Here is a 24,895-nt window from a genome sequence, read left to right as displayed (position 1 = left end):
CAAAAAATTTTTATTTAAAATAATAAAAAATTATAAACTTTTAATCCTCTTTAATCTCTCGTTTAGTTTTTCCACCTCCTCACGGGTAAGTCTAGTGGAATGCTTAACATTGTCCAATTCTTTTTTCAACTGCACAAGTTTGATAAACAATACAATATTTATTAATAGGCTAATAATCGCCATTATAAGAACTACGGTTATATCTATCATTTTCTCCCTCCGAATAACCCCTTAATAAACTTTTTAATAAATGATTTTTCCTCAGTTTGTTTAGGAATATATTTCTTCCCAGTTAATTTTGCCGCAATTTGCATTATAGCCTGTGAAGCAGGAGAATCTGGATATTTTAATACAATGGGTTCTCCAAATGCCGCACATCTTCTTATGTTCGGATCTTCGGGAATTATTCCAATTACGGGAACTTCCAATATTGTTTCAATAGCTTTGGCACTCAATTCAGAATCCTCCATGGTGGTTCTATTAATTATTGTTCCCAATATATTAGTTTCAAATCTTCTTGCAATAGCCACAACCTTTAAAGCGTCAGAAATGGATGATATTTCAGGATTTACTATTAATATTAAATGTTCAGCAGTTGATATTGCAGTTAATGCCTCCTTTCCAATACCTGCTGGGCAATCTATTATTATAATATCTCCAATTTCATGCAACTTTGTTAATACATCCAATAATTTCTCGGGTTTAGCCTTTTTAAAACTATCTAATGATACACCAGCAGGGACTACCTTTACACCAGCAGGTCCTTCATAAATGGCCTGTTCTATATTTGCATTACCAGCAAGAACATCATTTAAGGTTATTGGCTTCCCATCCAAACCCATTACAAGTTCCAAATTTGCCATAGCTATATCTGCATCAAGCACAATAACATCCTTTCCAAATTTTGAAAGTGCCACTGATAAATTGGCTGAAACGGTGGTTTTACCTGTACCACCCTTACCAGAAGCTATTGCAATAGTTATTGCCATCTTTTCACCTAATATTATTTAATATTTAATAATATATTTCTTAATTTTTCAACTGCAACAATAACATCTTCATTTTTAACCCCAATTGCTGCGTTCATAACAACATAATTATGGGGATAATTACCCAAATAACAATTACCAAATTTATCTGAGGACCTTACTCCCCTTGGACCAGTAATTCTTAGATTGTATAATTTACCTGCAATTTCCACAGGGTCTAAACCTACGGTAATACATAAGGATATTGGGTTTTTAATATTTAAAACTTTATTATTTGTCTCTTCTGCTAATTCCATTAAAAGATTATTCAAAAGTTTTCTGCTTTCTTTTTGCTGTTTCATAAGCTCCAAATATTTATTTAACCCCAATGACAACATTGAAACCAATATATTTACAATCGGAGTTGCACAAGCCCTACCTGGATAGCTAAGGGAAACTTCATTTAAAAATTCTTTATCCTTTGAATATATTATCCCACCACCTATTGGGGTCAGCAAATTTTTATCGGATGAGCTCACCACTGCATCCACCCTATATTTAAATGCCTTCTTTAATTTATTGATGTAAAATTTATTTTGAATGGCGTATGCCCCATTTATTATGTGTGGAATATTATATTCATCACAAATTTTTGCTATTTCTTCGATATCGTCCCCCTCCCTTGGTGGAAAAAATGTAAGGGTGCTTAAAACACATGGGTTGTTGTTGGATTTTATTTCATTTTTTATGGCATCTTCTATATCTTCAACATCAACCTTTACAGCATCTTCATATAATTTAGTTTCAACTAGTCGCATTCTGAGTCCTGCAAAAGATACAGCCTTTATTGGACTTTTATGTGCTGCATAAGGATATACAACCACATTTGAATTGTATTTTTTCCTTGACGCACTTAAACACAGTGCTATTGACATTCCAGTTGCTACTGGTGTAGCTATTGAATGAACATTTAAACCCAAATTTTTCAAAAAACTTTTTAAAATACTGTTTGTTAATCCATACATTACACTTGCTCCTGGGGCTTTTGGCTGAGGGTCTGTTAAATTTCCACTTCTCCCAACACCATGACAAAAGCCAGAAACCAATTCTTCCTGAATTTTTGATGATAATCTCCCTTCCCTCTCTCCTATTCTTATAGATTTAGGGTCTTTATCCGTATCCATAAGGGAAAGTAATTTTAAAAATAATTTTATTTTTTCATCATCCAATCCATTTTTGGGTATGCTTCTATGGTTTAGGATTTCTTCAATCTCTTTTAAATTATCCTTTAATACCAACATACCTCTATTTTCCATATTTTTTGGAAGCATTCCAACTATATTTAAATTAAACATAAATATCACTTTTTATATTAGTATTATATGGATATATCCAAAATAAAAATTATTAAATTTCAGATGGATACATTTATTTATGATTTATATATAACTAAATATATTATTAAATATATTTAAAATTAATTAAAAGATATAGTGAAATTATGAAAATAGCAATCACTGGAAAAGGTGGAGTAGGAAAAACATTTATATCATCTACACTGGCACGACTATTTGAAAAAAATGGATATAAGGTTATAGCTGTTGATGCAGACCCGGATATGAATCTTGCATGTGCATTAGGGATTGATGAGGAAATAACACCATTGTCAAAAATGGGTGAGCTTATAGAGGAACGAACTGGTGCAAAGGTAGGGGAGTATGGAAGTGTTTTTAAAATTAATCCAAAAGTGGATGATATTGTTGAAAAGTATTCATACCGAGCTGGAAAGGGAAACATATATTTACTTGTAATGGGCACCATTGAACAAGGAGGAGGAGGATGTGTATGTCCCGCTTCAGTTTTACTTAGGCGACTTTTGAGACATTTAATATTAAAAAGAAATGAAGTAGTTATTATGGATATGGAAGCAGGTATAGAACATTTAGGAAGAAAAACCACCGAAAATGTTGATTTAATGATTGTTGTAGTAGAACCCTCTAAAAAATCTATGCTAACTGCAAAAAGAATAAAAAAACTTGCATATGATATCAATATATCCAATATATATGCCGTTGTTAATAAAATAAAAGATAATATGGAAAAAGAGACATTTGGCAAAATATTTGAAGAGGAGGTAGGTATTCCCATATTGGCATATATACCATATAGTAACGAAGTTTCTTCATCAGATTTAATAGGAAAACCCATTGATTTGAATTCAAATGTTGGGAAAGAACTTGAAAAATTATTCAATAAAATAATCAATAATAAAGAATCCTAAGAAATATTGCATAAGCATATATATTATGATATTCAAAATTTAAATTTAACTTATAGCACAGGAAGCCCCTTGTTATAAATCCTTCATTTCGCTTACGAAGTAAGCGAAAGTTAAATTTTCAAGAAAAAACCTTCTTATTTTTTAATTATTTTTTATTTTTCTTTTTTAATTTTTCCGTATATTTACACTTTGGATAGTTTGAACATCCTATGAATTCCCCAAATCTTCCCTTCCTTATTATTAAATCTCCGCCACAGTCGGGACATTTACCTACTATTACCTTTTCAGATTCAGTTTTATTTTTACCGTTCAGCTTTTCCGTATATCTACACTTTGGATAATTTTCACAGCCTAAAAATACGCCGTAAATTCCTTTTTTAATTACTAGCTTTCCACCACATTTTGGGCAGGTTTTTTCAGCTTTTTCAGCTTTTTCTATTTCTTTTTGTTCTTCACTGGATATTTTTGACGAACACTCTGGATTTATGCAGACTTTCTGATTATCTATGCTTATCACCGGAGCTCCGCAAACTTCACAGGTCTCATTTAAAACCTTTATCCTTCCTTTCTGAGGTAATGGATAAGTTTTTGTGCATTCTGGATAGTTTGTGCATCCTATAAACCTTTTTTTACCTTTTGCCCTGATTATTATTAAATCTCCGCCACATTCGCACTTACCAACAGTTTTTAAAGATTTGTTTGTTGTATCTATCTTTTCCACCAGTTCCTTTCCTATTTCTTTTTCCTTCTTTTTAACCTCTTCAAGTATCGCCCTTAACTTATTTTCAGCATCTTTTAAAACGGTTTCCTTTTTTATGGTTCCTTTCTGTAATCTATCCAGTTTCTTTTCCAGCTCTCTTGTCATCTGTTCATCAATTATTTCAGGACAGTATTTTTTAAGGGTTTCAATTACTGCTATCCCCAAATCAGTCACTTTTAAAGAGCCGTCATCAATTAAATATCCTCTTTTTACGAGTTTTTCTACAATATCAGCACGAGTAGCTTTTGTCCCTAACTCCCTTGATTCGAGTTCTTTTATAATAGATGCCATTGTATATCTTTTGGGTGGTTTTGTTTCCTTTCTTTCAATGGTTATTTTTTCAACAGGTATTTTATCGTTTTTTCTCAAACTTGGGAGCTCTTTTTCATCAAACTTTGTGAAGTAATATATCTCGTGCCACCCCTCTTTTACAGTTCTTGAACCGCTGAGTTTAAAGTTTTCTCCACCAATGTTCAATACTACATTGACATATTCCCTTTCTGCATCACCCCAAAAGGCTGCCAACGTTCTTCTTACAATTAAATCGTATAATTTTTTCTCGTCATCAGCCAGTGGTTCTTTTGGAATATCTACAAAGTGTATTGCAGGGTGTGCAGGGTCGCTTTTTTTACCTTCTATTGGTTTTCTATTTTCATTTAAAATGAGCTCGGCATATTTTTTATAATCGCTATGTTTTGAAATTTTGGTTAAAATATCCTTTATGTAATTTTCATCCTTTGGAAGCTTTTGAGAGGATGTTCTAGGGTAAGAGCATATTCCTTGCTCATAAAGCTTCTGAGCTATTTCCTGCGTCTTTTTTGGTGAAAATTTAAATGCCCTATGTGCCTCCCTTTGCAATGTCCCCAAATCAAATGGTGGATTTGGTTTTATCTTTTTCTTAGTTTTTTTGACACTTGAAACTACTGTCTCTTTTTCATCCTTTATTTTGTTGTAAATTTCATTAGCTTCCTTTTCATCCCAAAATTTATCCTTTTCATGAATAGCCGTGAGTTCATCCTTTAAGTGAGCTCCGATTACCCAGTAGGGTGTTGGAACAAACTTTCTTATTTCCAGCTCCTTATCAACTAAAAATGATAGTGCAGGACCTTGAACCCTACCTGTGCTCATAGTCTGCCATCTATTGACTGCCCTTATGGACTGCATCAAAGCTCTTGAAACATTTATACCATAATACCAATCTACCTTATGCCTACTATCCCCTGCATCAACAAGCCCAAAATCTATTTTATCAGGATTCTCGTATGCTTTAACAATTTCATTTTTAGTTAAACTAGAAAATCTCATTCTTTTTGCATCTTTTTTTCCGCAACAGTAGTATAACGCATGATACCCTATCAATTCCCCTTCAATATCCCAGTCTGATGCTATGTAAAACTCATCAGCTTCTTTTGCAAGTTTTTTCAGCGTGTTTATGTATTTTTGAACATATTCCTTCCCCTTTATAGTTGAAGCAGGAACCCATCTTATGTCAAAAACAGGATATTCTCCAAATTTTTTCTTTTTATCGGTTTTTACCTCTTCCAATGTAAATAAGTGTCCAACAGCAGATGCAACGATTATTTTTTTTCCATTCCTTTCCAATTCATAGTATGGAACCTTATTTAATGATTTTTTTTTAGCTTTTCCAAGTGTATTTGCTATTTTTTTTGCAACATTTGGTTTCTCACAGATTATCAAATCAGTCATGATTTCACTTTCTCGTTTAAAATTTTCATAAATACCATTTTTTGATATTAAATGATATATAAATATAACACAATGTAGTTTTAAACCGCTATGTAATTATATGATAACCACAATATATAATAATAAATATAGATAGATATATGCTAATAGGTTAAAAAATAAAAAAGAGGGATTTTATGGATATTGTGTTTAGGGGAGGAGCAATGGAAGTAGGAAGAAGTTGTATAGAAGTTAGAAGTGATAACAGCAATATACTCCTTGACTGTGGAGTAAAATTGTCTGAGAATAACCCAGAATATCCAATATTAAATAAGATATATCCTGATGCTGTTTTTATATCCCATGCCCATCTTGACCATACAGGTTCTTTACCTATACTATCTCATCTGCATTTGCACTGTCCAATATATTCAACTTCAATGACTAGGGCACTGACAAAGGAGCTCCTAAAAGATTCATTAAAAATAGGCATGGAGGAACATAGGGAGCTTCCATTTAATAAGGGAGATATAAACAGAATACTTCACCATCATAAAAATGTAGAATATGGAAAAACATATTTCATGAGGGATTTTGAATATACATTTTTTGATGCTGGACATATCCCAGGAAGTGCTTCAATCTATTTAAATTATGCCAATAACAGGAAGGTTCTATATACTGGCGATATTAAGCTTTCAAAAACAAGGCTCACTAAGGGGGCAGATTTAAGTTTTTGCGATAATGATATAGATGTTCTGATTATTGAATCAACCTATGGAGATAAAAATCATCCGGATAGAAAACAGCTTGAAAAGGAATTTTTAAATAAGGTAAAAGAAACTGTGGAAAGGAGAGGCACTGCAATAATTCCTGCCTTTGCAGTCGATAGGAGCCAGGAGGCAATTTTAATGCTAAGCGATTTAAATTTGGATAATCCCATATACCTTGATGGAATGGGAATAAAAATAACAGAGATTATGCTAAGGCAACACCCCAAATATATCAGAAATCATAAAAAGCTTAAAAGAGTATTTTTAAACACATACACAGTAGAAAGCGATGAGAGGCACTATGTGATGAGAGATTTAAAGGAAAATGGTGGTGTAGTAGTTAGCACTGCTGGAATGCTTAATGGGGGACCTGTGATAAAATATATAAGCAACTTCTGGAATGACCCTAAGAGCTCCTTGATATTCACAGGTTATCAGGTGAAAAATACTGCTGGAAGAATACTTCTTGAAACTGGAAAATTTCCAATTGGAGAGATGGTGATAAAACCAAAATTTGAAATATCTTTCTATGAATTCTCAGCACATGCTGGAATGGATGAATTAAGAACAGTCGTAAAAAAGGCAAATCCTGAGAATCTAATAATACAGCATGGAGAAGAAGAACCAATAAATACATTTAAAGAATGGGCAATTGGAGAAGGATTTAATACATTTGTTCCAAAATTATGCGATAAAATAAAAATATAATATTATTTTTCATCGTCAAATTCAGCTATTATGTTTTTTATATTGAATTCTTTTCCACCCTTTATTTTCAAAGATAAACTACCACATTTTGGACATGAAACATCGAATTCATCTTTTGGCTCCAACTCGCCCTCATATCCGCAGTTTTTACATACAATGTGCGGTTTTATGAATTCTGCCACCAACTCTGCACCTTCACATACTGTGGATTCTGAGATTACTTCAAATGCGAATTTTAACTGTTCAAAGTTTATAAATATCAATTCTCCAATTTCTAAATTTATTTTGGAAATTTTTTTAATATTTTTACCTTTCAAATCTTGACTGTTTATTGTATCTAAAATTGTATTCAATATAGATGTTGCATAGGATAATTCATGCATCATATACACCTTTAAATAAAAATAATAAAATAATAAGAATAAAAAATAATTTAAATAATAATAAATAGGATATAATACTTAATTATAATTCTTCAATAGGTTTAAATTTATATCCATAACTAATAACTCCATCTTTACCATCCTCTTTTATCCTTCTAAATGCCACCTCCACAGGCATGCCAATATAAACCTCATTAATATCGCAATCAACCTGTGCAGTTAGTTTTGGTCCTTCATCTAATTCTATTACAGCTATTACATAAGGTGCCATTTTTTCAAAATCCTTTGGTGGCGTGTATATTATAGAATAGGTATATATTTTTCCCTTTCCACTGAGTTTATATGGTTCAAGTTCTCCTCTTCTCCTACATTTTGGACATACATTTCTTGAAGGAAAATAAACTGTCCCACAAGTTTTACATCTTGTTCCTATAAGGTTATATCTTTCATTAATGTGCCTCCAAGTTCTTACCACCATATATTATCACCATTAATTTTTTATTACTATTTTATTTTCAATTAAGTCGATTTTTATTATTTCTCCATCGAGCTCTTTTACATCTCCAAATAAATCAACTGCTATTATCTTACCATCCTTTTTTTCAACAATCATGATATCCTCCATTAAGAGTTCGTCATTTATATATAGGTTGAGATTACACATTATTTCACCTCATTAAATTATCACTAAATTCTAACTTTCCATTATATTTGGCATAATCAATCCCTATAACCATTAAATAATTATTATAAAATCACGCGCTAAGAAATATATTGCCAAATCTCCAATTAGTATATAGGAGGATAATCATAAACATGCAATAATAATATATCAAATATAATTAATTCTAAATCTTTTCATTTCTATTGATATTTGTTAAATTGCGAATGTTATGAATTTTACCAATTTTTTAGTGAAGAAATTAGATTATATAATAATTTCCACAACCACAATTTCACTTTTTTAGGTTTTTGATTTTTTTATTTTTATTTAATTTATTTTTTTTATTTTATTTCCTCTTATCTGAAAGAACATGAACACATACTGTTCCACCACTTCCTCCAACATTTGCAGTTATACCGTATCCGTTTTTAATGGATGCCTGCCTGTCTTTACAATTTTTATCCTGTTTTAGTTGCCAGTAAATTTCCCCAACCTGTCTTATACCTGTGGCACCGAGAGCATGACCTGCCGCCTTTAAACCACCGCTTGGATTAACACTGACAAAATCGTCGTAATCTATTCTTATTCTCTCGTCATCTCCAACGATTTTTCCAGCATCTCCTTTTTTGCAGAATCCCAAATCTTCCAATAAAATTAAACCATTGATTGCAAAACAATCATGAACTTCTGCAACATCCATCTTATCAGCAGACACACCTGCCAATTTATACGCTTTCTCTGATGCAACCTTAGCGGCATTAAGTGATGTCATATCCTTTCTTCCATGAAGTGCTATTGTGTCAGATGCCTGAGTTGATGCCCTAATATAAATTATCTCATCTTTTGGTGCAAATTCTTCTGCCTTATCTGCATCACATATAATAAGTGCCGCAGCTCCATCGGAAACTGGGGAACAGTGCATAAGTGTTAATGGGTCTGCTACTGGTGAAGCATTCATTACCTGTTCAAGTGTGGTTTTAAATCTAAACTGAGCATAGGGGTTTTTTGAGCCATTGTCATGAGCTATTACACTCCACATTGAGAGCTGTTCAAGTGTAAGATTGTATTCATACATATATCTTCTTGCCATCATAGCATATAATGATGGAAATGTTGCCCCAAAGAATGCCTCCCATTCCTGGTCTGCTGCAGTGGCTATTGCTGACGTGGCATCTGCTACATCTGTCATCTTCTCCACACCGCCGGCTAAAACAACATCATGGCATCCGCTTGCAACAGAGAGATATGCACTCCTAAGAGCCAAGCTCCCAGATGCACATGCCGCCTCAACTCTTGTGCATGGAATGGGGTTTAATCCTGCATAATCTGCTATAAGTGATGCTATGTGTTCCTGCCCTACAAAAAGGCCTCCACTCATATTTCCAACATACATGGCTTCTATATCATCCCCCTCAATATTTGCATCTTTTATTGCTTTAACTCCTGCCTCAACAATTATGTCCCTAAATGATGATTCCCAGAGTTCACCAAATTTTGTTTGTCCGTATCCTATTATTGCAACATCTCTCATTATTCCACCTCTTCGTAAAACTCTATATAAGTTTAATTATTATTTCATGAAGTTCATCAATTCTTTTTAGTCCTTCTTCTACAATATCCAAATTTAATTTATCATATTTATGAAAAATTGCATTTCTAACTCCATTATATTGTTTTAATATAGTTTCTTCTTCTTTTGTAATAATATCGTGGTTTAGAAGTTTTTCAATATTTGTATAATCGTCCTCAACATTTAATCCAACATCTTTTACAAGCATTGCCACAACATCCATTGCAATATCAACACATAGTTGAAGGGAGTATAACAATGCTCGTTTTGTAATTTCATCCTCAATTTTATGTTCTTTTATGAAGTAAAATTCTTCCTCAAATTTTTCAAATTTCTCCAAGTATCTCTTTTTTCTTTCCATTGAATCTCCTCCGCAAAGAAGATTTTTCCCTCACACTTTTAAACTGGTTTTCTTTTATCCTTTTTTCCATATCCCTCCAAATTTTTCTGAATTTGTAGAAATACTCTGAAATTTCTAATTCATTTCCCCAAATAACTTTGTGGTTTTTGATAATATCAATTTTTATATAAAGGGGGAGCTCTTCAAAGATTTTTATATCATATTTATCTCCAAGTTTTTTTAAAATTTTTAAATAGTCGTCTTTATCAATACCAATCAAGCATATATCAATGTCGCTTTTATCAATACCAATCAAGCATATATCAATGTCGCTTCTTTTTGTATGTTCATTTTTTACATAAGAGCCGAATAATAAAATTCCAAATGCCTCATCCTTAAAGTCTTTAAAATCCTTTTTTATTTTTTCAATCATTATTATTATCACATTTATATCTTTATTCCGCCCCTATATTTCAAATAAACTGCATAATCTACATATTTTTTCCTATTGAGTAAATCTACTGTTTTTGGAGCGTTATTTTTAACTTCCTCGATTTTGTCCGTTACAGTTATATCAAAGGCATCACTACCTGCACCACTTCCATAGGATACTGCTAAAATCCTATCTCCCTCTTTTGCATGGTCTAAAACATTTGAAAGCCCCAGTGGAACAGCACCTGAATATGTATTCCCTAAATAGGGAGTCAAAAGTCCGTATTTATACTGTTCATTTATAAATCCTAATGATTTTGCCGCCCTTATGTAGAATTTCCCATTTGGCTGGTGGAATACACAATAATCGTAGTCCTTTGGAGTAGTTCCCATTTTTTCCATCATTCCCTTAGCCGCACTTAACACATGTCTAAAAAATGCAGGCTCCCCTGTAAATCTCCCACCATGTCTTGGGTAGGATTCTCCTTCTCTTCTCCAAAAATCAGGGGTATCTGTTGTAAATGAACAGGTGCTATTTATTTCTGCAATTAATTCATTCTTATCGTTTCCAATTATATATGCTGCACCACCTGCTGCTGCGGTATATTCCAGTGCATCACCTGGAGCCCCCTGAGCTGTATCTGCACCAATTGCCATACCATATTTTACAATCCCGCTACTAACAAGACCCATGCACATCTGGATTCCCGCGGTTCCTGCCTTGCATGCGAATTCTAAATCCGCAGCTGTTAAATCCGGCGTGGCACCAATTGCCTCTGCTACTATTGATGATGTTGGTTTTACAGCATAGGGATGACTTTCACTACCTACATATACTGCTCCAATATCTTGAGGATTTATGCCTGCTCTTTTTAATGCAGATCTAGCTGCTTCAACAGCTATTGTTGCAGTATCTTCATCTGGTGAAGGGACACTTTTTTCATTGACTATCAATCCTTTTTTTATGGACTCTGGATTTTTTCCCCAAACTTTTGCTATTTCCTCTACTTTTATCCTGTATTTAGGGATATAACTTCCATAACCTACAATACCAACTTTCATGTAATCACCTTTTTTAATAATATAAATAAATTAAAAATAAATAAAAACAAAAATAAACATTAAAATAAATTCATTATACGTAATATTAATTTGATATTCCCTTTAATCTCTTTAATAGTTCATCAATATTAAGTTTTGTTATAATAAGAGGTATTCCTTCAATTTCTGCTATTTTTAGTGCCAATTTATCTAAGTGAAATATACCTTGAAGAACTACCAGTCTTGGTTTTATAGAGCTCACTCTTATGGCAACCATTGGACTTCTCCCAGATGAAACATTTGTAAATATCAATGCCCTTTCGGTAGTCCAACCGTATAGATTTAAAAAATCCTGTCCATCCATTTCCAATATTGCCCTTATACTATCTACAACTGTATGACCAAATATTTGACTATTTAACTTGTTTTCTAACTCTTGAATCTCAGAAGATTTTGAAATTTTTGAAATTTTTCGATTTCCTACCGCAATTTTCCCATCTATAATGTTTAAGAATTCTTTAATAGCTATCGGGTCTCTATATTCTCTTATTTGAAGAATAGCTTTCATTGATGGAGGATTTAAAACCTTTTGAAGGGCTCTTATTATATGCCCTCCGTTTTCTTTGTCAAGTTCAACTAATGCATCAACATATCTTTTTACGATATTTACTCCTGGATTTTTCCTCCTACCAGTTTCGTAATCACTTATAACTGATGGAGATAAATCTAAATATCTAGCAACATATATTTGAGGGATATTAAACATTTCCCTCCATTTTTTCATACTCTTCCCTATGTTGTCGGACAATACAATATCTCCTATAATATGCACTTTTATTTTTTCCATAATTTCAAATATACTCCATATTATATAAAAGTTTCGATTTAAAAGAAACTTTTGTTCGTTATATGTCGATTAAATTATATTAAAATAGATGATTTTTTAAATTTTTTTCGTATTATAAATATAAAATAAAATAGATATTAAAGTATTAAATTTCTATCACTTTTATTGTATATGCCCAATAATTTAGCACAGAGCTCCATATCTTTATCACCTATCTTTACAGTTTCATGGGATTTTTTTAATATATATGGATATCCTCCAATGGATATTTCATTTAAATTTGAAAAGAAGTCATTATTTAATTTTGAAAATGAAGTAATGTTCAACACGCCTGCTCCACTATCCAACCTTAAAAATTGATAGTATATTTCATCTACATTATACCCAAATTTTTTTAAGTGATTTATAGTATAATATACATTTCTATTTATCTCCTTTATTCTTCCATCTGTTAAATTTAATGGTTTTGAATATCCTGTTCCGTTTACTTTTGAAAACACCGCAATATCAGGAATATTAGATTCTTTAAAATACAAATTCATTTTTGAAGTTTTTGAGATACCAATTATTTTTTTACCATATTTCTTTAGGATCTCTATTAAAAGAACTATATATTCAAGCTGTTCAAATATTATTCTTTCTCTATCATTTTTGTTTAGGGCTAGAGTTGGAATAAGCCGATTTTCATGGATATTTTCAAGAATTCTGCTTTTAATTTCATGACTGTATTCATTATAATAATCTATAATAGATTTTTCATTTTCTTCATTTTTATTTTCAACAATGGTTCCATAGGTGTGGGTTTGGATTAAAAGAGAATACAATGAGCCATCAAATAGATAGTAATCAATATTTTTATTTTTAAAATTCCATAGTGCAGTTTTTAACTCCATATTTATCATATAAAGCCTAAGCCTATTTGATATGTATCTATACGGTAGTATTATATCTGTATCCCAATAGGAAATGGATTCTTCTATTTTCTCTCCAACTTTGTTTATATAAGATACAGCACCTACTGAATAAAGACAATAATCAACATAATCTATTTTATTAAAACTACCATCTCCACCGGCAAATACACAGTACGATGGATTTTCAAAGTCCTGTGAAACCCAGTATCTATCAATATCAAAATCTACATTAAGAGATTCTATCTTTTTGCAAATTTTATGTTTTTTACTAAGTAAATATGAAAAATCCAAAAATAACACCCTGAAAAATACCTTTTTTATATTATTTTTTATATTTTCATTTTTTATTATTTTTTATTATTTTTATTTTTTATAACCTTGACATCTGTAATACTTATAACTCCATTTTCTCCAATTATTTCAACTAATTCAGGCAATATTTTTACCAACTTATCCTCATATTCGATACATTCTATTATTATAGGTAAATCCATAGAAAGTCTTATAATGTCAGCCTCAGAGATTCCCCTTATACCATAGCCACAAAATCCTCTCAATACAGTAGCTCCCGCAACTCTATTCTCTTTAAGTTTTTTTAATATATATCTATACAGGGCTATTCCTTTATATTTGTCAGTTTCTTTTAAGTATATTTTTAACATTTTAGCATTTATTATTTTCATAATATCACCAAAACAATTCTATATTTATATAATATAGTTTAAAATATTTAATATAATAATATTTATATGGTGATTTAATGGATTTAAAAGAATCATTTTTAGAGTTTATTTATAAATATTATATAGAACCTATCAAAATGAAATCAGGATATAATTCCATTCAAGAGATTACCTATGGTATATTATTGTTTGTTATGGTGTATATTTTTTTTAAAATTTGTAAATTGTTAAATATATCCTTGGATAACAAGTTTGCATATATAACCATATTTTATATTGTTCTAATATCATTAATGAGGGCTCTTGTTGATGCAGGATATATACCTCACTCATACTATACAGTAACACCCGGTATTGTGATTTTGGTTGGGTTATATTATATGGTATCTATAATACTTTCTAGGCTATTACTCAAAGGAAGGTATCATATTTTAGCTTTGATAATGGCAATAATTCCAACAATCTATTTACTAAGTATATTTTTAAAAAATATGATGCATGTAGAAGCATTTTTTTATGTGTTTGGTTTGGTGGCTATTATATGCTCTATTGTAGTATGGTCTATTGAAAAGATAGGATTTTTAAAGAATAGATTAAAATTTGATATTTTGGATAAATATGCCATATTTTCACAATTAACAGATGCATCAGCAACAGCAATTGGTATTGGAGTATATGGGTATTGGGAACAGCACCCTATACCAAGATTCTTCATGGATGCTTTTGGACCTTATGTGATGATACCTTTAAAACTTATTGTGGTTATATCTGTACTTTATATTATAAACAGAGAGGTGGATAACAAAGATTTTAGAAATATTTTAAAAATAGCTATAATGGCTTTGGGACTTGCTCCGGGACTTAGGGATTTATTTAGAACAGTAATGGGCGTTTAATATTCTTAAATGCATATAAATAATTAATTTAATTAAAAATAAAAAAAGGGATATTATGAAAATTATTGAAATAGTTGTTAATGAAGAAAATGAGTTATACAATTATATCGATACTGTCGATGAAGGAGATTATATAGAAGCATACTTTGGAAGATGCCATTTAGAAGGGACAGTCATTAGCAAAGATGGTACATTTTTTAGATTGGATTCTGACAATGATTTGATAGGACTCGTAGAGCTCGAATTATCAAAGGTAGTTAATGATTTAATAGAATTTGTTCATACAAAATCAGATGGTAGTACAAAAACAATTTTAAAAACAGTAGAATAAATAATAAGTTAAAAAGATGATATTATGTTTATGGGAGCTACAACAAAGGATGGATTAAATATTGCTGAGAAATCTAGGGAAATTGTAAGAAATAAAATAAAATGTGTTTTGGGTGATAAATTAAAAGAGTACTCCAATGAAGAACTGACAATAATGGAAAGGGTTGTGCATGCCACAGCAGATGAAGAATATGCAAAACTTTTAGTTTTTAAAAATAACCCAGTAGAAAATGGCATTGAAGCAATTAAAAATAAAAAACCAATAGTTGTTGATGTTAATATGGTTAAAGCCGGTATTAGATACGATAATTTGCATAACTTTATAAACGATAGAGAAACTTATAAAATGGCTAAAAAGGAGCAAATTACAAGAGCTATGGCATCTATGAGGGTTGCAAAAAAACTTATAAACGGAGGTATTGTTGTAATAGGTAATGCACCTACTGCACTATTTGAAGTAATTAGATTGATAAATGAAGAGGACATAAAACCAAAACTTGTTATCGGAGCTCCGGTTGGTTTTGTAAAAGCAGGCGAGTCAAAAGAGGCGTTAAGACATACCAATATTCCATCTATAACCACAGTAGGGGCAAAAGGGGGAACTCCTGTTGCAGTGTCAATTGCCAATGGAATTATCGCATTGAGTAAGAATAAAAGAGCATGATTTAACTTATTCCGCAAGAAGTCCCCTTCCGTCTTAAAAATCAAAGATTTTTAAAATCACCAACAAAGTTGGTGAGCTACAAAATGCGAAGCATTCTGTTTAATCCCCTCGCTTCGCGAAGATAAGGGATTAAAAAATCCTTTGGATTTTAGCTCGCAAATAAAGATTTGCGATGGGAGAGTCCATTTTAAGACGGAGGGGAGTAATTCACTACTCTTTTTATATATTAAACGAATTTACCATATTTCTACATACTCCTAATTTCATGGTTGTTTTTTTATAGTTTTCCATCCACTCCCTTTTAAATCTATTTAACACATAGCTATCGTAAATATAATCTACATCAGTTTTTGCATCCATCAGTATAAGCCCCTCTGCTGGTGCCGGTGCTACGCCCTCTTTATAGTTTTCACACAGGAGTTCATCTATCCATCCCAAAGATTTATTTTCTTTTCCCACCTCGGATAGTGCAGTAATTATTTTTCTTACCATATTCCACAGGAAACTTTTGCCGATAACATCAATTGTAATATAATATGGATTTTCATCAATTTTTATATCATATATTGTCCTAATGGGGCTTTTTTCCTTTGTTCTATCTCTTTTTGATAGGTTATGGAATGAATGCGTTCCTATGATTTTTTTTGAAGCCTCCTTCATTAAATCAATATTATATTCATCATCATATAGCATATTAGGCAATATATACCTATAATGTCTATATTTTACCTCTGGAATGGCATTTATTTTGTTGTAGCCTAAAATCCAAATTCCTTTATTTTTTAATTTTGAATAAATATAGGATAAAATCGGCTCTTGGTTTAATTCCACCACTATAAAATTTCCAATTGCAGAAACGCCTTTATCAGTCCTTCCACCATAAAAAATTATTTTATCATTTGCTAAATAATTACATTCTCTTAAAGCATCCATTATTTTATCACAAACGGTTTCTTTATGTGGTTGAGATTGGAATCCATAATTATATTCATCATATGCCACTTTTAAGATATACATAATATCACGATGATAATCATATAACATATACGTATAATTTATTAAATTAAAGATTAAAATAGGAATATATTTTAAATATTATTTCCTTCATTTAATATAAAAAAGTGATAGTATGAAAACTCTAATTATAGACCCCAAAATATCTGGAATATCCGGTGATATGTTCATATCTGCACTTATTGATTTAACCGATGATATTGATTTATTATGTGAGCTCACCTCCACCATCAACAATCTAAAAAACTGCAAAAAATTTGAAGTAAATATTAAGGAAGAAAAAATAAACGGTATAGTGGTAAAAAAGCTTTATATGAATATAATTGAAGATAGATTTCACCGCCCAGAAGATTTAAAAGATGCCGTTAAGGAAGTTTCTAATAATTTGAATTTATCCAAAAGGGCAAAGAACATAATCTGTAATATTATAGACGATTTAATATCTGCCGAAAAAAAGCTCCATAAAACCGACTTCCACCTTCACGAAGTGGCATCCCTTGATACAGTTTTTGATGTTGTTGGAAGCGTAATGCTCCTTGAAAAAAACGGATTTTTGAACGGAAAAATATACTCCACACCCCCAGTTCTTGGCGGTGGATATGTGAGTATGGAACACGGTATTTTATCAGTTCCTGCTCCTGCTACCCTTGAAATATTATGCAAACATGGTATAAAATACTCCAATCCACCTTATGCCACTAAATTTGAACATACTACACCAACGGGCATTGCCGTACTTTCCAATGTGGTTGATGAAATTGTGGATAACTTCCCCCCTATGACGCCCATAAAAGTTGGATATGGTGGAGGCTCAAAAATATTAAAAGAAGTCCCAAATATTTTAAGAGTTATTGAAGGAAAAATAAACAAAAATATAGAAAAAAACATGGTTGTGCTTGAAACCAATGTAGATGATGTTTCTGGGGAGATTATAGGAAATCTTTTTGAAAAACTACTAAATGAAGGGGCAAAAGAAGTATTTGTTGTAAATGGTATCGGAAAGAAAAACCGACCCACCAATATTATTTCTGTAATCACAAATTATGCAAAATCTGAAAAACTTGCAAAAATGCTTATGGAAGAAACTGGAACATTAGGGGTAAGAATAAAAGAGATAGATAGGATAAAGGCAGAGCGAATTGAAAAAACCCATTTTATTAATATAAATGGCAAGGAATTTAAATTTAATGTGAAAATATCATGTATTGATGATAAAATAATAAATATGAAACCAGAATATGAAGACGCCAAAAAAATAGCAGAAGAATTAAAAATACCTCTTAGAAAGGTTTTGAAGATGTTGGATAATGAAATCACCTGCATAGCCAAGTGAGCAACGAAATCACGAAGTGATTTAGTCTAATTTACAAGCAAAAAGATAAATAAAAATCCAGAGGATTTAAAATCTCTAATCACCATACCTTTAAATCAATACCTTCAATATATACTCTGTTTCCTTCAACTTCAACAACTACCCCTGAATGAACCTTTTGCATCATGCAGTGATTTGGTATAAACTTAACAGTATGCCCGACTTCTGGAACCTTTCCAATAACTATGCCTTCAAATGCCACAACCATGGCAATACCTACGTTTATATATTCTTTTTCTTCCCCTGTGATTCTATGGCATGGACCTTCAATATGGGCAATATACAATCCATGATTTTCATCAATTATTTTAGCAAAATGTGGTATCGGACAGCCTAATGGTCTGTATTGGATATAATCTCCAATTTTTAAAGGTCTTTTATCTGTAATTATTAAAGTTTCCCTGCATGAATGTTCATTAGGTAGCGGGTCCAACAGAAAATCTGCTTCATACCCATCAATTACTCCTATGAGTTTTTTTTCTTCTTTTTCCACTTCTGGTTTTACCTCTTTTTTATACTCGACATCCTTTAATAATTCTTTTAATTCTTTCATATTTTCCTTAAAATCTTCCCTAAATAAAAATGGGCATTTATCCAGTGAAGTTTCACCATTTAAAAGTTCCTCTGCAAAAATATCGCATCGTTTATAACCGCATGCTTTGCAGTTGTATCCGGGAAGCAATTTTATTATTTTATTTAATTTATTTACATCCATATTATTCCCCTGTGTATTTTGTAAATCCATCGATTCTTCTTAAAACTCCTCTGTGGTATTTCTTTGAAACTCTTGTTTCTCCAACACAAAGGGTGCAAATACATAATGGGGCATTGTGCCTTAATTCCTCATTTTCTAAACTTGCTAATGGTTTTGTTTCAGCTATTTCATCGGCTATTTCCCCACAACCCTGACCGCTTAATCCATTTACATCGTAAATTCTACAATGGGGGTTCATCTCTAAAATTCTTTCTCTAAATACTTCCCTTTCTGCCTGAGAAATTATATCTCCTTTTGTAATTGCCACAACATCGGCACTTGTCAAAAATGGACCTACCTTTCTCGGCGTATTTGGTCCAGATGTTGCATCTATCACACAGATTCCAAGGCTGTTTTTTGTATAGGGAGCACACCTATGGCACAATCCTGCGGTTTCAATTATGAGTATGTCAATATCTTCATCTTGATTTTTTGCCCATTCAACCATTTCTTCCATATTATATATTGCAAAATGGTCTGGACACATATCCTTACTAAGACCTATAAGAGTAGGAATGCCCAATTTACCATATCTTACATCGTCATCCGTATAAAGACAGTCAATTTTAACAACCGCTGGTTTATGTCCTGCATTCATAAGATTTTTAATTGTATGTATTAATACAGAAGTTTTTCCTGCTCCCGGTGTTCCAGCCACTATACTTATTTTTATATCTTTTTTATTTGTTTTATCTATTTTATTTAAATTATCCATTATTTCACCTTATACTGTAAATTCTATATCTTCCAATGCCAATCTACCGCCATGCCTTATTTTTTCTCTCATTAACAGCATCCAATTATCTATATTATTTAATTTCTTTGAAACCTCCTTTTCTTCCTCGGTAGTTTCAATGATTTCAGTCATCCCACCGTTTTTCATTACAACTCTTCTATCTGTCATAAGTGCTAAAACTGGGTCGTGGGTAATAACCATCACAATTTTTCCATAACCTGCTAGGAGCTCTAAAGCTTCATGCTTTTTAATCCCTGCATTTTCTATCTCATCAATTAACACAATAGGGGAATCGCTTATAACTGCCACATCTGCAACCATTAAACTTCTTGATTGACCGCCGCTTAATATGGTTAAATTATATTCCTTTTTAATCGGTTCTCCCGTCAATTTATTTGCCAAATTTATTATTTCATCCACTATTCCTTCTTTTTCTATGCCCCTACTTTTTGCGTGCATCAATAAGAATTCTTCAACAGTCATGTCTGCTAAAAAGTTCATGTTTTGGGATAATTGGGCTATCCTTCTTTTTCTTGGGTCTCTTCTCATATCAACCGGCGGGACTTCCCCGTTTATCAATATTTTTCTTCTTGAAAGGGTATCCCTCTGTGCTAACTGCTCAATATCGCTTATTAAATTTGATTTTCCACTACCTGTTGGACCTACAACACCAAATATTTCTCCTTTTTTTACAGTTAATTCTCTAACTGCCTCTGGCTCTCCAAATTTGTTGTATCCGCCAATTATTGTAATTTCATTTATATCCATAGTATCACATATTTTTATATCATTATATTTCGTTTAGTTTATAATTATTATTTTATTATTTTAATTATTATTACTGCCTATTACAAATTTCACTGTATTTTTCCAAAAGTATCTCCCCTTAATCCTCTTCTAAGGGTTTCTAATGAAATTACTTCGTCATAGGCAATATTTCCTAAATTAACATCATTTCCAACTTTTAATATAAATTCAACCTGCTGATTTTTATTTGGTGCTTCAAATATGATTTTTTCAACTGGAACATGATTAATTAAGGTTTCAAATTCAGACAGCTTTACATTTCCATCCTTATCGAATAATCCGATGGATTTTCCGCTTTCTCTACCCTCGATAATTACATAATCTGCTCCTGCTTTTAAATCCTCATTTATTAGATTTATTCTATCCATTATGCTTAATTCCTTGTCCTTTTCTATACTCTTTTTTCCAACTTCTGTTAAAACGATAAATCCTTCATCCTTTGCCTTTTTTATGGCATTTTTTCTATCTTCTAGGCTTAAATCCATAGAGCCATTGGATATTTCCACAGCTTCAAAACCGAGCTCCTTACATTCATTTAAATATTCGTCAAACATTCCTCTTGAAAAACAAACCTCAAATAAAGTTCCTCCGGGATATACTTTTATTCCATATTCTTTGTAATTTCTTATCTTCTCTTTTACAATGTCCCCATCCTGAACTGCACTTGTTCCCCAGCCAAATTTAATAAAGGTTATGTATTTTCCGCAAGTTTTCAAATAATCTTTTACAAAATCAGGGGAAAGTCCCTTATCTAAAACCATTGTAATGCCGTTTTCTCTTTCAATATCTAAAAAACCAAATGCATTCATATTATCGCCTTTTTATTTTATTATTTTTATTTATATTTTTTTACATTATAAGAAAATTTTGATATTAAATATATATTAAAGTATAATTTTTAGTTATTATAGGATTAATATTTTATATATTTATTGATTTTTTTTACTGTAATATTAAAATATAGACACATATGATAAAAAAGAATGGTATAAAAAAGGAAAGGAAATATAAAATATTCATTTAGATTTTTCTCCATAGACTTAAAATCAATTTAATTTCAAAAAAACTAAATTTTACAGTTTTATATATTTTATCTATTGGCAATATGTTTTTATTTATATTTGATATATATTATAAATGATAATAATTTAAAAGCCCAAATTAAATGTATTGAACTATGTTAATTGTATTAAATGATATGTTGGATGATTAAATATAGGGGGCGGTAATTTGACCATATTTCTCTTTAAAAGGAAACCTGAAAAAGAAGTCATAAATCTACTGAAAACTCATGTTTCCCTATCTATTGATAGTATTAAAGTGTTAGATGAATATATCGATGATAAGAGCGACAATAAATTACGTGAAATTATAAAACTTGAAAAAGAAGGGGATGAAATAAGAAAAAGAGTAATATTAAATCTCTATGAAGCATTTTTGCCCAGCATGAAAAAAGAATTAAATTATTCAATTGAAATCCTTGATGAAGTTCTTGACAGTATTAAACATGGAGCTCTTATATACAATTTGATGACTTTTGATTTAGACGACACCATTGAGAAAAAGTGCAAATTAATACTAAATATATCCTTAAATATGTTAAATTCAATGTATAATTTAATAGATGTGTTTGAAAACGGAGGCGACTTTAAAAAACATATAAAAGATATAAAAGCAGGAGAGGAAAAAATTGATGATATTCATCATGAAATTTATAGGTATATGGTAAATATGAAAATAAACTCATTTTGGGAGGGAAAACTTATGAGTGATTTTGTAGATAAAATAACAGAAATAAGTGATTATATAGAAAATGTATCAGATGAATTCCAAATAATATATCTAAGTTATCGGTGATTTATATATTAGAATCAATTGCTCTATTAAGTGGGTTATATATTGCATTCGTAATTGGGGCAAATGACACGGCAAATGCTCTTGGCACATCAGTTGGAGCAAAATTAATGAGCTATAAAAAATTAGTGTTAATATTTGGAATATTTGTGCTATTGGGATGTTTAAATGCTCACAATGTGGGACATACTATGAGTACTATTGTGTCGGGAAATGTTATTCCTTCACTTGTTATTGCAGGATTGATTATTACGGTAATTACCTACAAAAAGATACCCATATCCACCCACCAAGTAATTGTATGTGCTTTGGTTGGGTTAAACATGAGCTCCGCAAACATGGAATTATTTGTTAAAATTGTTGGAAGCTGGATAATTTCACCTGTATTAACTGCATCAATATCATTTACCCTTTATAAATTGTTTGAACATTCAAATATACCTATTTTAAAAAGAGTAGAATTGTTAAAATATGGGTTGATATTAAGCGGTGGTCTTATAGCATATAACTTAGGTTCAAATGACCTTCCAACAGCCCTTGGTGCAATATCAAATAATACGGATGTTTTTTTTATGGGTGGAATTGCTATTATAATAGGTGCCCTACTATTTGGAAAAGGAGTTTCTGAAACTGTTGGTATGAATCTTGTTAAATTAAGTCCATTAACAGCATTTGTGGCACAGTTATCCGCAGGAATAAGCGTTTTTGTATTTACACAGTTTGGAATGCCAGTTTCTACGACCCAAGCAATAATCGGCGGTGTTGTTGGAGTTGGATTAACAAAGGGTATCAAAACAGTAAAATGGAAAACATTGTTAAATATTATATTGGGATGGATTTCTGCCCCAGGTTTTGCATTGATTGTAGGTTATTTAATTGAAGTATTGAAATATGGGTAAAAATTTTAAAATTATATTTTCTCAATTACCAATATTCCATCACTTAATGATGTGTGTTTAATATCATAACCCATAGATTCCAATGTGTCCAATATTTCCTTTTTAGAATGATAATTTTTAAAAAATTTATTTAATCTATTGTAGAATTCAAATAATTCAATATTTATATTAGAGGTATCTTTAAAGAATTCCTCTGCAATAATTAATTTACCCCCCGAATGTAGGGCATTCATCATCTTTTTTAGGAATATTTTTAGTGATGGGCTATATTTAAGGGTATATGTACATATAACATAATCGTATTTATTTTTAATCATTGCATTGCAAAAATCCATATGTTTTAACGAGATACTACCATTATCCCATCTTTTTGTTCTTATTTCTGCTATTTTCAGCAAATTTTTTGATATATCTATCCCTGTATATTTTCCCTTTGGGAATATCTTGGAGATATAGAATTCAGGGGATCTAGAACCACAACCTACATCAAGTATATAATCTCCATTTCTTAAATTCAAATACTTTGCAATGACATTTCTACATGATTTTAAATATGAGGTATTCAATATAATATCCCAAATATCGGCATCCTCTATAAAGTTAAGTAATATTTTTGGATGGTTATATCCTATAAGGGCATATTTTGACAGTTTAGTCATGTGGTCGTAGTTTATGATGTAATCTTCCATAAATTTATCATACTCAGGGTGTTTTATAATTATTTTTTTATCTCTATTTAGCTCTAAATTACCATCTTCGTTTTGATAAATTATTCCCAATTTAATGGCAGTGATTATATAATCATTCAAAAAATCATTATTTGGATACCCCAAAAGAGAATTTACCTTATTTGGCTTTGGTTTATATTTGTCAATTACTCCATATATTCCAAAATCCATGCCCTGTTTAAAAAAAGCCACCAACAATTCATTACTCAAATATTTTATAGTATAATCCATGGATTTAAGGGCATGGTTCATATCGTCTATTTTATACTCATATTCATAATTGCTCCTACCTACTATATTTTGTATTCCATGGTTAAAGTTAATCTCCATGATATCACCACCTGTCAATTGAATCATAATCTTTTAAATATTCAACAATGTTTTTACCATATTTAGTTATAACATAGATTTTCATTCCTGCTTCGTCAATACATTCAACAAGTCCCATTTCAATTAGGGAATAATTGCCATTGTATCTAGTTCCCATTCCTTTTAAACATCCCAATACATTACTTGGGTCTGAATTTACCCATCTAGAAAGTTCTGAAAGATAAACACCCTGTGGATGTATTTTGTAAAGAAAAAATAAAATTTTTTTTCTTAATTTACTTTTGTTCAATGAGCGTAATATAGTTGGGTTGATGAATATCATATCCTTTGCTATCATGTCATCACACCTTATTTTATTATTTTTTTAATTATTTATACTGTTAATAACATAGGTTATAAACCGATAAAAATTGTATAATTAAAGATATATTTATATATCTGTCTCTTATACACATCTCCGA

The 24,895-nt window shown here is 31.1% G+C and carries 29 protein-coding genes; 8 read left to right on the top strand and 21 right to left on the bottom strand.

Annotated features, from left to right (window positions below; translation table 11 throughout):
- Window positions 1-30: 30 nt before the first annotated feature.
- Genes F7B34_RS00915 through spcS form a run of 3 tightly spaced genes read right to left on the bottom strand, consistent with a single transcriptional unit; the run spans window position 31 to window position 2,323 of the window.
- Window positions 31-210, bottom strand: coding sequence for a hypothetical protein (locus tag F7B34_RS00915; protein ID WP_292459561.1), 180 nt, complete (start codon window positions 208-210; stop codon window positions 31-33).
- Complete coding sequence (minD, locus tag F7B34_RS00910) at window positions 207-989, bottom strand: cell division ATPase MinD (protein ID WP_292459559.1); 783 nt, start codon at window positions 987-989, stop codon at window positions 207-209. The genes F7B34_RS00915 and minD overlap by 4 nt, the downstream gene beginning before the upstream one ends.
- 14 nt (window positions 990-1,003) lie before the next feature.
- Entirely contained in the window at window positions 1,004-2,323 is a 1,320-nt protein-coding gene (spcS, locus tag F7B34_RS00905) for an O-phosphoseryl-tRNA(Sec) selenium transferase (protein ID WP_292459557.1), read from the bottom strand.
- A 146-nt stretch (window positions 2,324-2,469) separates the two neighbouring features.
- On the opposite strand from spcS, the gene F7B34_RS00900 reads away from it, so the two are divergent.
- Window positions 2,470-3,249 (top strand): AAA family ATPase, encoded by a 780-nt coding sequence (locus F7B34_RS00900; protein WP_292459555.1) that lies wholly within the window; start codon window positions 2,470-2,472, stop codon window positions 3,247-3,249.
- 145 nt (window positions 3,250-3,394) lie between these two features.
- Here F7B34_RS00900 and topA read toward each other — a convergent pair whose 3' ends face one another.
- Window positions 3,395-5,716, bottom strand: a complete 2,322-nt coding sequence (gene topA, locus F7B34_RS00895; RefSeq protein ID WP_292459553.1) for a DNA topoisomerase I — start codon at window positions 5,714-5,716, stop codon at window positions 3,395-3,397.
- 176 nt (window positions 5,717-5,892) lie between these two features.
- On the opposite strand from topA, the gene F7B34_RS00890 reads away from it, so the two are divergent.
- A complete protein-coding gene (locus F7B34_RS00890; RefSeq protein WP_292459551.1) occupies window positions 5,893-7,176 on the top strand; it encodes an MBL fold metallo-hydrolase in 1,284 nt (427 codons plus the stop codon).
- A gap of 2 nt (window positions 7,177-7,178) precedes the next feature.
- On the opposite strand, the gene hypA is transcribed toward F7B34_RS00890, so the two are convergent.
- The 10 genes from hypA to F7B34_RS00840 all read right to left on the bottom strand — a co-directional run bounded on the left by hypA (window position 7,179) and on the right by F7B34_RS00840 (window position 14,050).
- Entirely contained in the window at window positions 7,179-7,559 is a 381-nt protein-coding gene (gene hypA / locus F7B34_RS00885; protein ID WP_292459549.1) for a hydrogenase maturation nickel metallochaperone HypA, read from the bottom strand.
- Between the two features lie 82 nt (window positions 7,560-7,641).
- On the bottom strand, window positions 7,642-8,037 hold the full coding sequence (locus tag F7B34_RS00880) for a Zn-ribbon domain-containing OB-fold protein (protein ID WP_292459548.1): 396 nt from the start codon (window positions 8,035-8,037) through the stop codon (window positions 7,642-7,644).
- Window positions 8,038-8,049: 12 nt separating this feature from the next.
- On the bottom strand, window positions 8,050-8,223 hold the full coding sequence (locus tag F7B34_RS00875) for a CooT family nickel-binding protein (protein WP_292459546.1): 174 nt from the start codon (window positions 8,221-8,223) through the stop codon (window positions 8,050-8,052).
- A 346-nt stretch (window positions 8,224-8,569) separates the two neighbouring features.
- The gene (locus tag F7B34_RS00870) at window positions 8,570-9,754 is read right to left on the bottom strand and encodes a thiolase domain-containing protein (RefSeq protein ID WP_292459543.1); all 1,185 of its coding nucleotides are present in this window, start codon (window positions 9,752-9,754) and stop codon (window positions 8,570-8,572) included.
- Between the two features lie 22 nt (window positions 9,755-9,776).
- Window positions 9,777-10,154: a DUF86 domain-containing protein gene (locus tag F7B34_RS00865; protein WP_292459542.1), complete on the bottom strand. Its 378-nt coding sequence runs from the start codon at window positions 10,152-10,154 to the stop codon at window positions 9,777-9,779.
- On the bottom strand, window positions 10,120-10,566 hold the full coding sequence (locus tag F7B34_RS00860; RefSeq protein ID WP_292459539.1) for a nucleotidyltransferase domain-containing protein: 447 nt from the start codon (window positions 10,564-10,566) through the stop codon (window positions 10,120-10,122). Before F7B34_RS00860 ends, F7B34_RS00865 begins: the two co-directional genes overlap by 35 nt.
- A 14-nt stretch (window positions 10,567-10,580) precedes the next feature.
- A complete protein-coding gene (locus tag F7B34_RS00855) occupies window positions 10,581-11,627 on the bottom strand; it encodes a hydroxymethylglutaryl-CoA synthase (RefSeq protein ID WP_292459538.1) in 1,047 nt (348 codons plus the stop codon).
- Between the two features lie 85 nt (window positions 11,628-11,712).
- On the bottom strand, window positions 11,713-12,453 hold the full coding sequence (locus F7B34_RS00850) for a helix-turn-helix domain-containing protein (protein WP_292459536.1): 741 nt from the start codon (window positions 12,451-12,453) through the stop codon (window positions 11,713-11,715).
- Between the two features lie 137 nt (window positions 12,454-12,590).
- Window positions 12,591-13,658, bottom strand: coding sequence for a DNA double-strand break repair nuclease NurA (locus F7B34_RS00845; protein WP_292459534.1), 1,068 nt, complete (start codon window positions 13,656-13,658; stop codon window positions 12,591-12,593).
- Window positions 13,659-13,714: 56 nt separating this feature from the next.
- Window positions 13,715-14,050 (bottom strand): DUF190 domain-containing protein, encoded by a 336-nt coding sequence (locus F7B34_RS00840; RefSeq protein ID WP_292459533.1) that lies wholly within the window; start codon window positions 14,048-14,050, stop codon window positions 13,715-13,717.
- 77 nt (window positions 14,051-14,127) lie between these two features.
- On the opposite strand from F7B34_RS00840, the gene F7B34_RS00835 reads away from it, so the two are divergent.
- Genes F7B34_RS00835 through F7B34_RS00825 form a run of 3 tightly spaced genes read left to right on the top strand, consistent with a single transcriptional unit; the run spans window position 14,128 to window position 15,940 of the window.
- Window positions 14,128-14,946, top strand: a complete 819-nt coding sequence (locus F7B34_RS00835; protein WP_292459531.1) for a DUF63 family protein — start codon at window positions 14,128-14,130, stop codon at window positions 14,944-14,946.
- A 55-nt stretch (window positions 14,947-15,001) separates the two neighbouring features.
- Window positions 15,002-15,277 (top strand): DUF2097 domain-containing protein, encoded by a 276-nt coding sequence (locus F7B34_RS00830; RefSeq protein ID WP_292459529.1) that lies wholly within the window; start codon window positions 15,002-15,004, stop codon window positions 15,275-15,277.
- 30 nt (window positions 15,278-15,307) lie between these two features.
- The gene (locus F7B34_RS00825; protein ID WP_292459669.1) at window positions 15,308-15,940 is read left to right on the top strand and encodes a cobalt-precorrin-8 methylmutase; all 633 of its coding nucleotides are present in this window, start codon (window positions 15,308-15,310) and stop codon (window positions 15,938-15,940) included.
- Window positions 15,941-16,159: 219 nt separating this feature from the next.
- Here the strand turns inward: F7B34_RS00825 and truA are convergent, their stop codons facing one another.
- Complete coding sequence (gene truA / locus F7B34_RS00820; RefSeq protein WP_292459527.1) at window positions 16,160-16,957, bottom strand: tRNA pseudouridine(38-40) synthase TruA; 798 nt, start codon at window positions 16,955-16,957, stop codon at window positions 16,160-16,162.
- 112 nt (window positions 16,958-17,069) lie between these two features.
- Here truA and larC point away from each other — a divergent pair, with 112 nt between their 5' ends.
- Window positions 17,070-18,287 (top strand): nickel pincer cofactor biosynthesis protein LarC, encoded by a 1,218-nt coding sequence (gene larC / locus F7B34_RS00815; RefSeq protein ID WP_292459525.1) that lies wholly within the window; start codon window positions 17,070-17,072, stop codon window positions 18,285-18,287.
- 79 nt (window positions 18,288-18,366) lie between these two features.
- Here the strand turns inward: larC and F7B34_RS00810 are convergent, their stop codons facing one another.
- The 4 genes from F7B34_RS00810 to comA form a co-directional block, all read right to left on the bottom strand.
- The gene (locus tag F7B34_RS00810; RefSeq protein WP_292459523.1) at window positions 18,367-19,041 is read right to left on the bottom strand and encodes a (Fe-S)-binding protein; all 675 of its coding nucleotides are present in this window, start codon (window positions 19,039-19,041) and stop codon (window positions 18,367-18,369) included.
- A 1-nt stretch (window position 19,042) separates the two neighbouring features.
- On the bottom strand, window positions 19,043-19,753 hold the full coding sequence (locus tag F7B34_RS00805; protein WP_292459666.1) for a GTP-binding protein: 711 nt from the start codon (window positions 19,751-19,753) through the stop codon (window positions 19,043-19,045).
- 51 nt (window positions 19,754-19,804) lie between these two features.
- Window positions 19,805-20,584, bottom strand: a complete 780-nt coding sequence (locus F7B34_RS00800) for an ATP-binding cassette domain-containing protein (RefSeq protein ID WP_292459521.1) — start codon at window positions 20,582-20,584, stop codon at window positions 19,805-19,807.
- A gap of 89 nt (window positions 20,585-20,673) precedes the next feature.
- Window positions 20,674-21,432 carry a phosphosulfolactate synthase gene (gene comA, locus F7B34_RS00795; RefSeq protein WP_292459519.1) on the bottom strand — a complete coding sequence of 253 codons (759 nt, stop codon included), beginning with the start codon at window positions 21,430-21,432 and terminating at the stop codon, window positions 20,674-20,676.
- A gap of 421 nt (window positions 21,433-21,853) precedes the next feature.
- Between comA and F7B34_RS00790 the strand changes: the two genes are divergently transcribed.
- Entirely contained in the window at window positions 21,854-22,480 is a 627-nt protein-coding gene (locus F7B34_RS00790) for a TIGR00153 family protein (RefSeq protein ID WP_292459517.1), read from the top strand.
- The gene (locus tag F7B34_RS00785) at window positions 22,477-23,376 is read left to right on the top strand and encodes an inorganic phosphate transporter (protein ID WP_292459515.1); all 900 of its coding nucleotides are present in this window, start codon (window positions 22,477-22,479) and stop codon (window positions 23,374-23,376) included. The genes F7B34_RS00790 and F7B34_RS00785 overlap by 4 nt, the downstream gene beginning before the upstream one ends.
- Before the next feature lie 11 nt (window positions 23,377-23,387).
- On the opposite strand, the gene F7B34_RS00780 is transcribed toward F7B34_RS00785, so the two are convergent.
- Both F7B34_RS00780 and F7B34_RS00775 read right to left on the bottom strand, forming a co-directional pair.
- A complete protein-coding gene (locus tag F7B34_RS00780) occupies window positions 23,388-24,434 on the bottom strand; it encodes a class I SAM-dependent methyltransferase (protein ID WP_292459513.1) in 1,047 nt (348 codons plus the stop codon).
- A 4-nt stretch (window positions 24,435-24,438) separates the two neighbouring features.
- Window positions 24,439-24,771 carry a helix-turn-helix domain-containing protein gene (locus F7B34_RS00775; RefSeq protein WP_292459511.1) on the bottom strand — a complete coding sequence of 111 codons (333 nt, stop codon included), beginning with the start codon at window positions 24,769-24,771 and terminating at the stop codon, window positions 24,439-24,441.
- Window positions 24,772-24,895 lie beyond the last annotated feature (124 nt).

The sequence above is a fragment of the Methanothermococcus sp. genome (assembly GCF_015523155.1).
Taxonomy (GTDB): Archaea; AGJL01; Methanococci; order Methanococcales; family Methanococcaceae; genus Methanofervidicoccus.
This window is presented reverse-complemented; position numbering and strand designations above follow the sequence as displayed.

Bases quoted from the DNA above. Each gene is read 5' to 3' on its own strand.
- F7B34_RS00840 (WP_292459533.1), bottom strand. From the start codon at position 14,050: ATGAAAATAATAAATGCTAAAATGTTAAAAATATACTTAAAAGAAACT.
- minD (WP_292459559.1), bottom strand. From the start codon at position 989: ATGGCAATAACTATTGCAATAGCTTCTGGTAAGGGTGGTACAGGTAAA.
- F7B34_RS00835 (WP_292459531.1), top strand. From the start codon at position 14,128: ATGGATTTAAAAGAATCATTTTTAGAGTTTATTTATAAATATTATATA.
- F7B34_RS00880 (WP_292459548.1), bottom strand. From the start codon at position 8,037: ATGGTGGTAAGAACTTGGAGGCACATTAATGAAAGATATAACCTTATA.
- F7B34_RS00780 (WP_292459513.1), bottom strand. From the start codon at position 24,434: ATGGAGATTAACTTTAACCATGGAATACAAAATATAGTAGGTAGGAGC.
- F7B34_RS00825 (WP_292459669.1), top strand. From the start codon at position 15,308: ATGGGAGCTACAACAAAGGATGGATTAAATATTGCTGAGAAATCTAGG.
- F7B34_RS00900 (WP_292459555.1), top strand. From the start codon at position 2,470: ATGAAAATAGCAATCACTGGAAAAGGTGGAGTAGGAAAAACATTTATA.
- F7B34_RS00830 (WP_292459529.1), top strand. From the start codon at position 15,002: ATGAAAATTATTGAAATAGTTGTTAATGAAGAAAATGAGTTATACAAT.
- F7B34_RS00890 (WP_292459551.1), top strand. From the start codon at position 5,893: ATGGATATTGTGTTTAGGGGAGGAGCAATGGAAGTAGGAAGAAGTTGT.
- F7B34_RS00915 (WP_292459561.1), bottom strand. From the start codon at position 210: ATGATAGATATAACCGTAGTTCTTATAATGGCGATTATTAGCCTATTA.
- F7B34_RS00865 (WP_292459542.1), bottom strand. From the start codon at position 10,154: ATGGAAAGAAAAAAGAGATACTTGGAGAAATTTGAAAAATTTGAGGAA.
- larC (WP_292459525.1), top strand. From the start codon at position 17,070: ATGAAAACTCTAATTATAGACCCCAAAATATCTGGAATATCCGGTGAT.
- hypA (WP_292459549.1), bottom strand. From the start codon at position 7,559: ATGCATGAATTATCCTATGCAACATCTATATTGAATACAATTTTAGAT.
- F7B34_RS00875 (WP_292459546.1), bottom strand. From the start codon at position 8,223: ATGTGTAATCTCAACCTATATATAAATGACGAACTCTTAATGGAGGAT.
- spcS (WP_292459557.1), bottom strand. From the start codon at position 2,323: ATGTTTAATTTAAATATAGTTGGAATGCTTCCAAAAAATATGGAAAAT.
- F7B34_RS00855 (WP_292459538.1), bottom strand. From the start codon at position 11,627: ATGAAAGTTGGTATTGTAGGTTATGGAAGTTATATCCCTAAATACAGG.
- F7B34_RS00870 (WP_292459543.1), bottom strand. From the start codon at position 9,754: ATGAGAGATGTTGCAATAATAGGATACGGACAAACAAAATTTGGTGAA.
- F7B34_RS00860 (WP_292459539.1), bottom strand. From the start codon at position 10,566: ATGATTGAAAAAATAAAAAAGGATTTTAAAGACTTTAAGGATGAGGCA.
- comA (WP_292459519.1), bottom strand. From the start codon at position 21,432: ATGAATGCATTTGGTTTTTTAGATATTGAAAGAGAAAACGGCATTACA.
- F7B34_RS00810 (WP_292459523.1), bottom strand. From the start codon at position 19,041: ATGGATGTAAATAAATTAAATAAAATAATAAAATTGCTTCCCGGATAC.
- F7B34_RS00800 (WP_292459521.1), bottom strand. From the start codon at position 20,584: ATGGATATAAATGAAATTACAATAATTGGCGGATACAACAAATTTGGA.
- F7B34_RS00775 (WP_292459511.1), bottom strand. From the start codon at position 24,771: ATGATAGCAAAGGATATGATATTCATCAACCCAACTATATTACGCTCA.
- F7B34_RS00850 (WP_292459536.1), bottom strand. From the start codon at position 12,453: ATGGAAAAAATAAAAGTGCATATTATAGGAGATATTGTATTGTCCGAC.
- topA (WP_292459553.1), bottom strand. From the start codon at position 5,716: ATGACTGATTTGATAATCTGTGAGAAACCAAATGTTGCAAAAAAAATA.
- truA (WP_292459527.1), bottom strand. From the start codon at position 16,957: ATGTATATCTTAAAAGTGGCATATGATGAATATAATTATGGATTCCAA.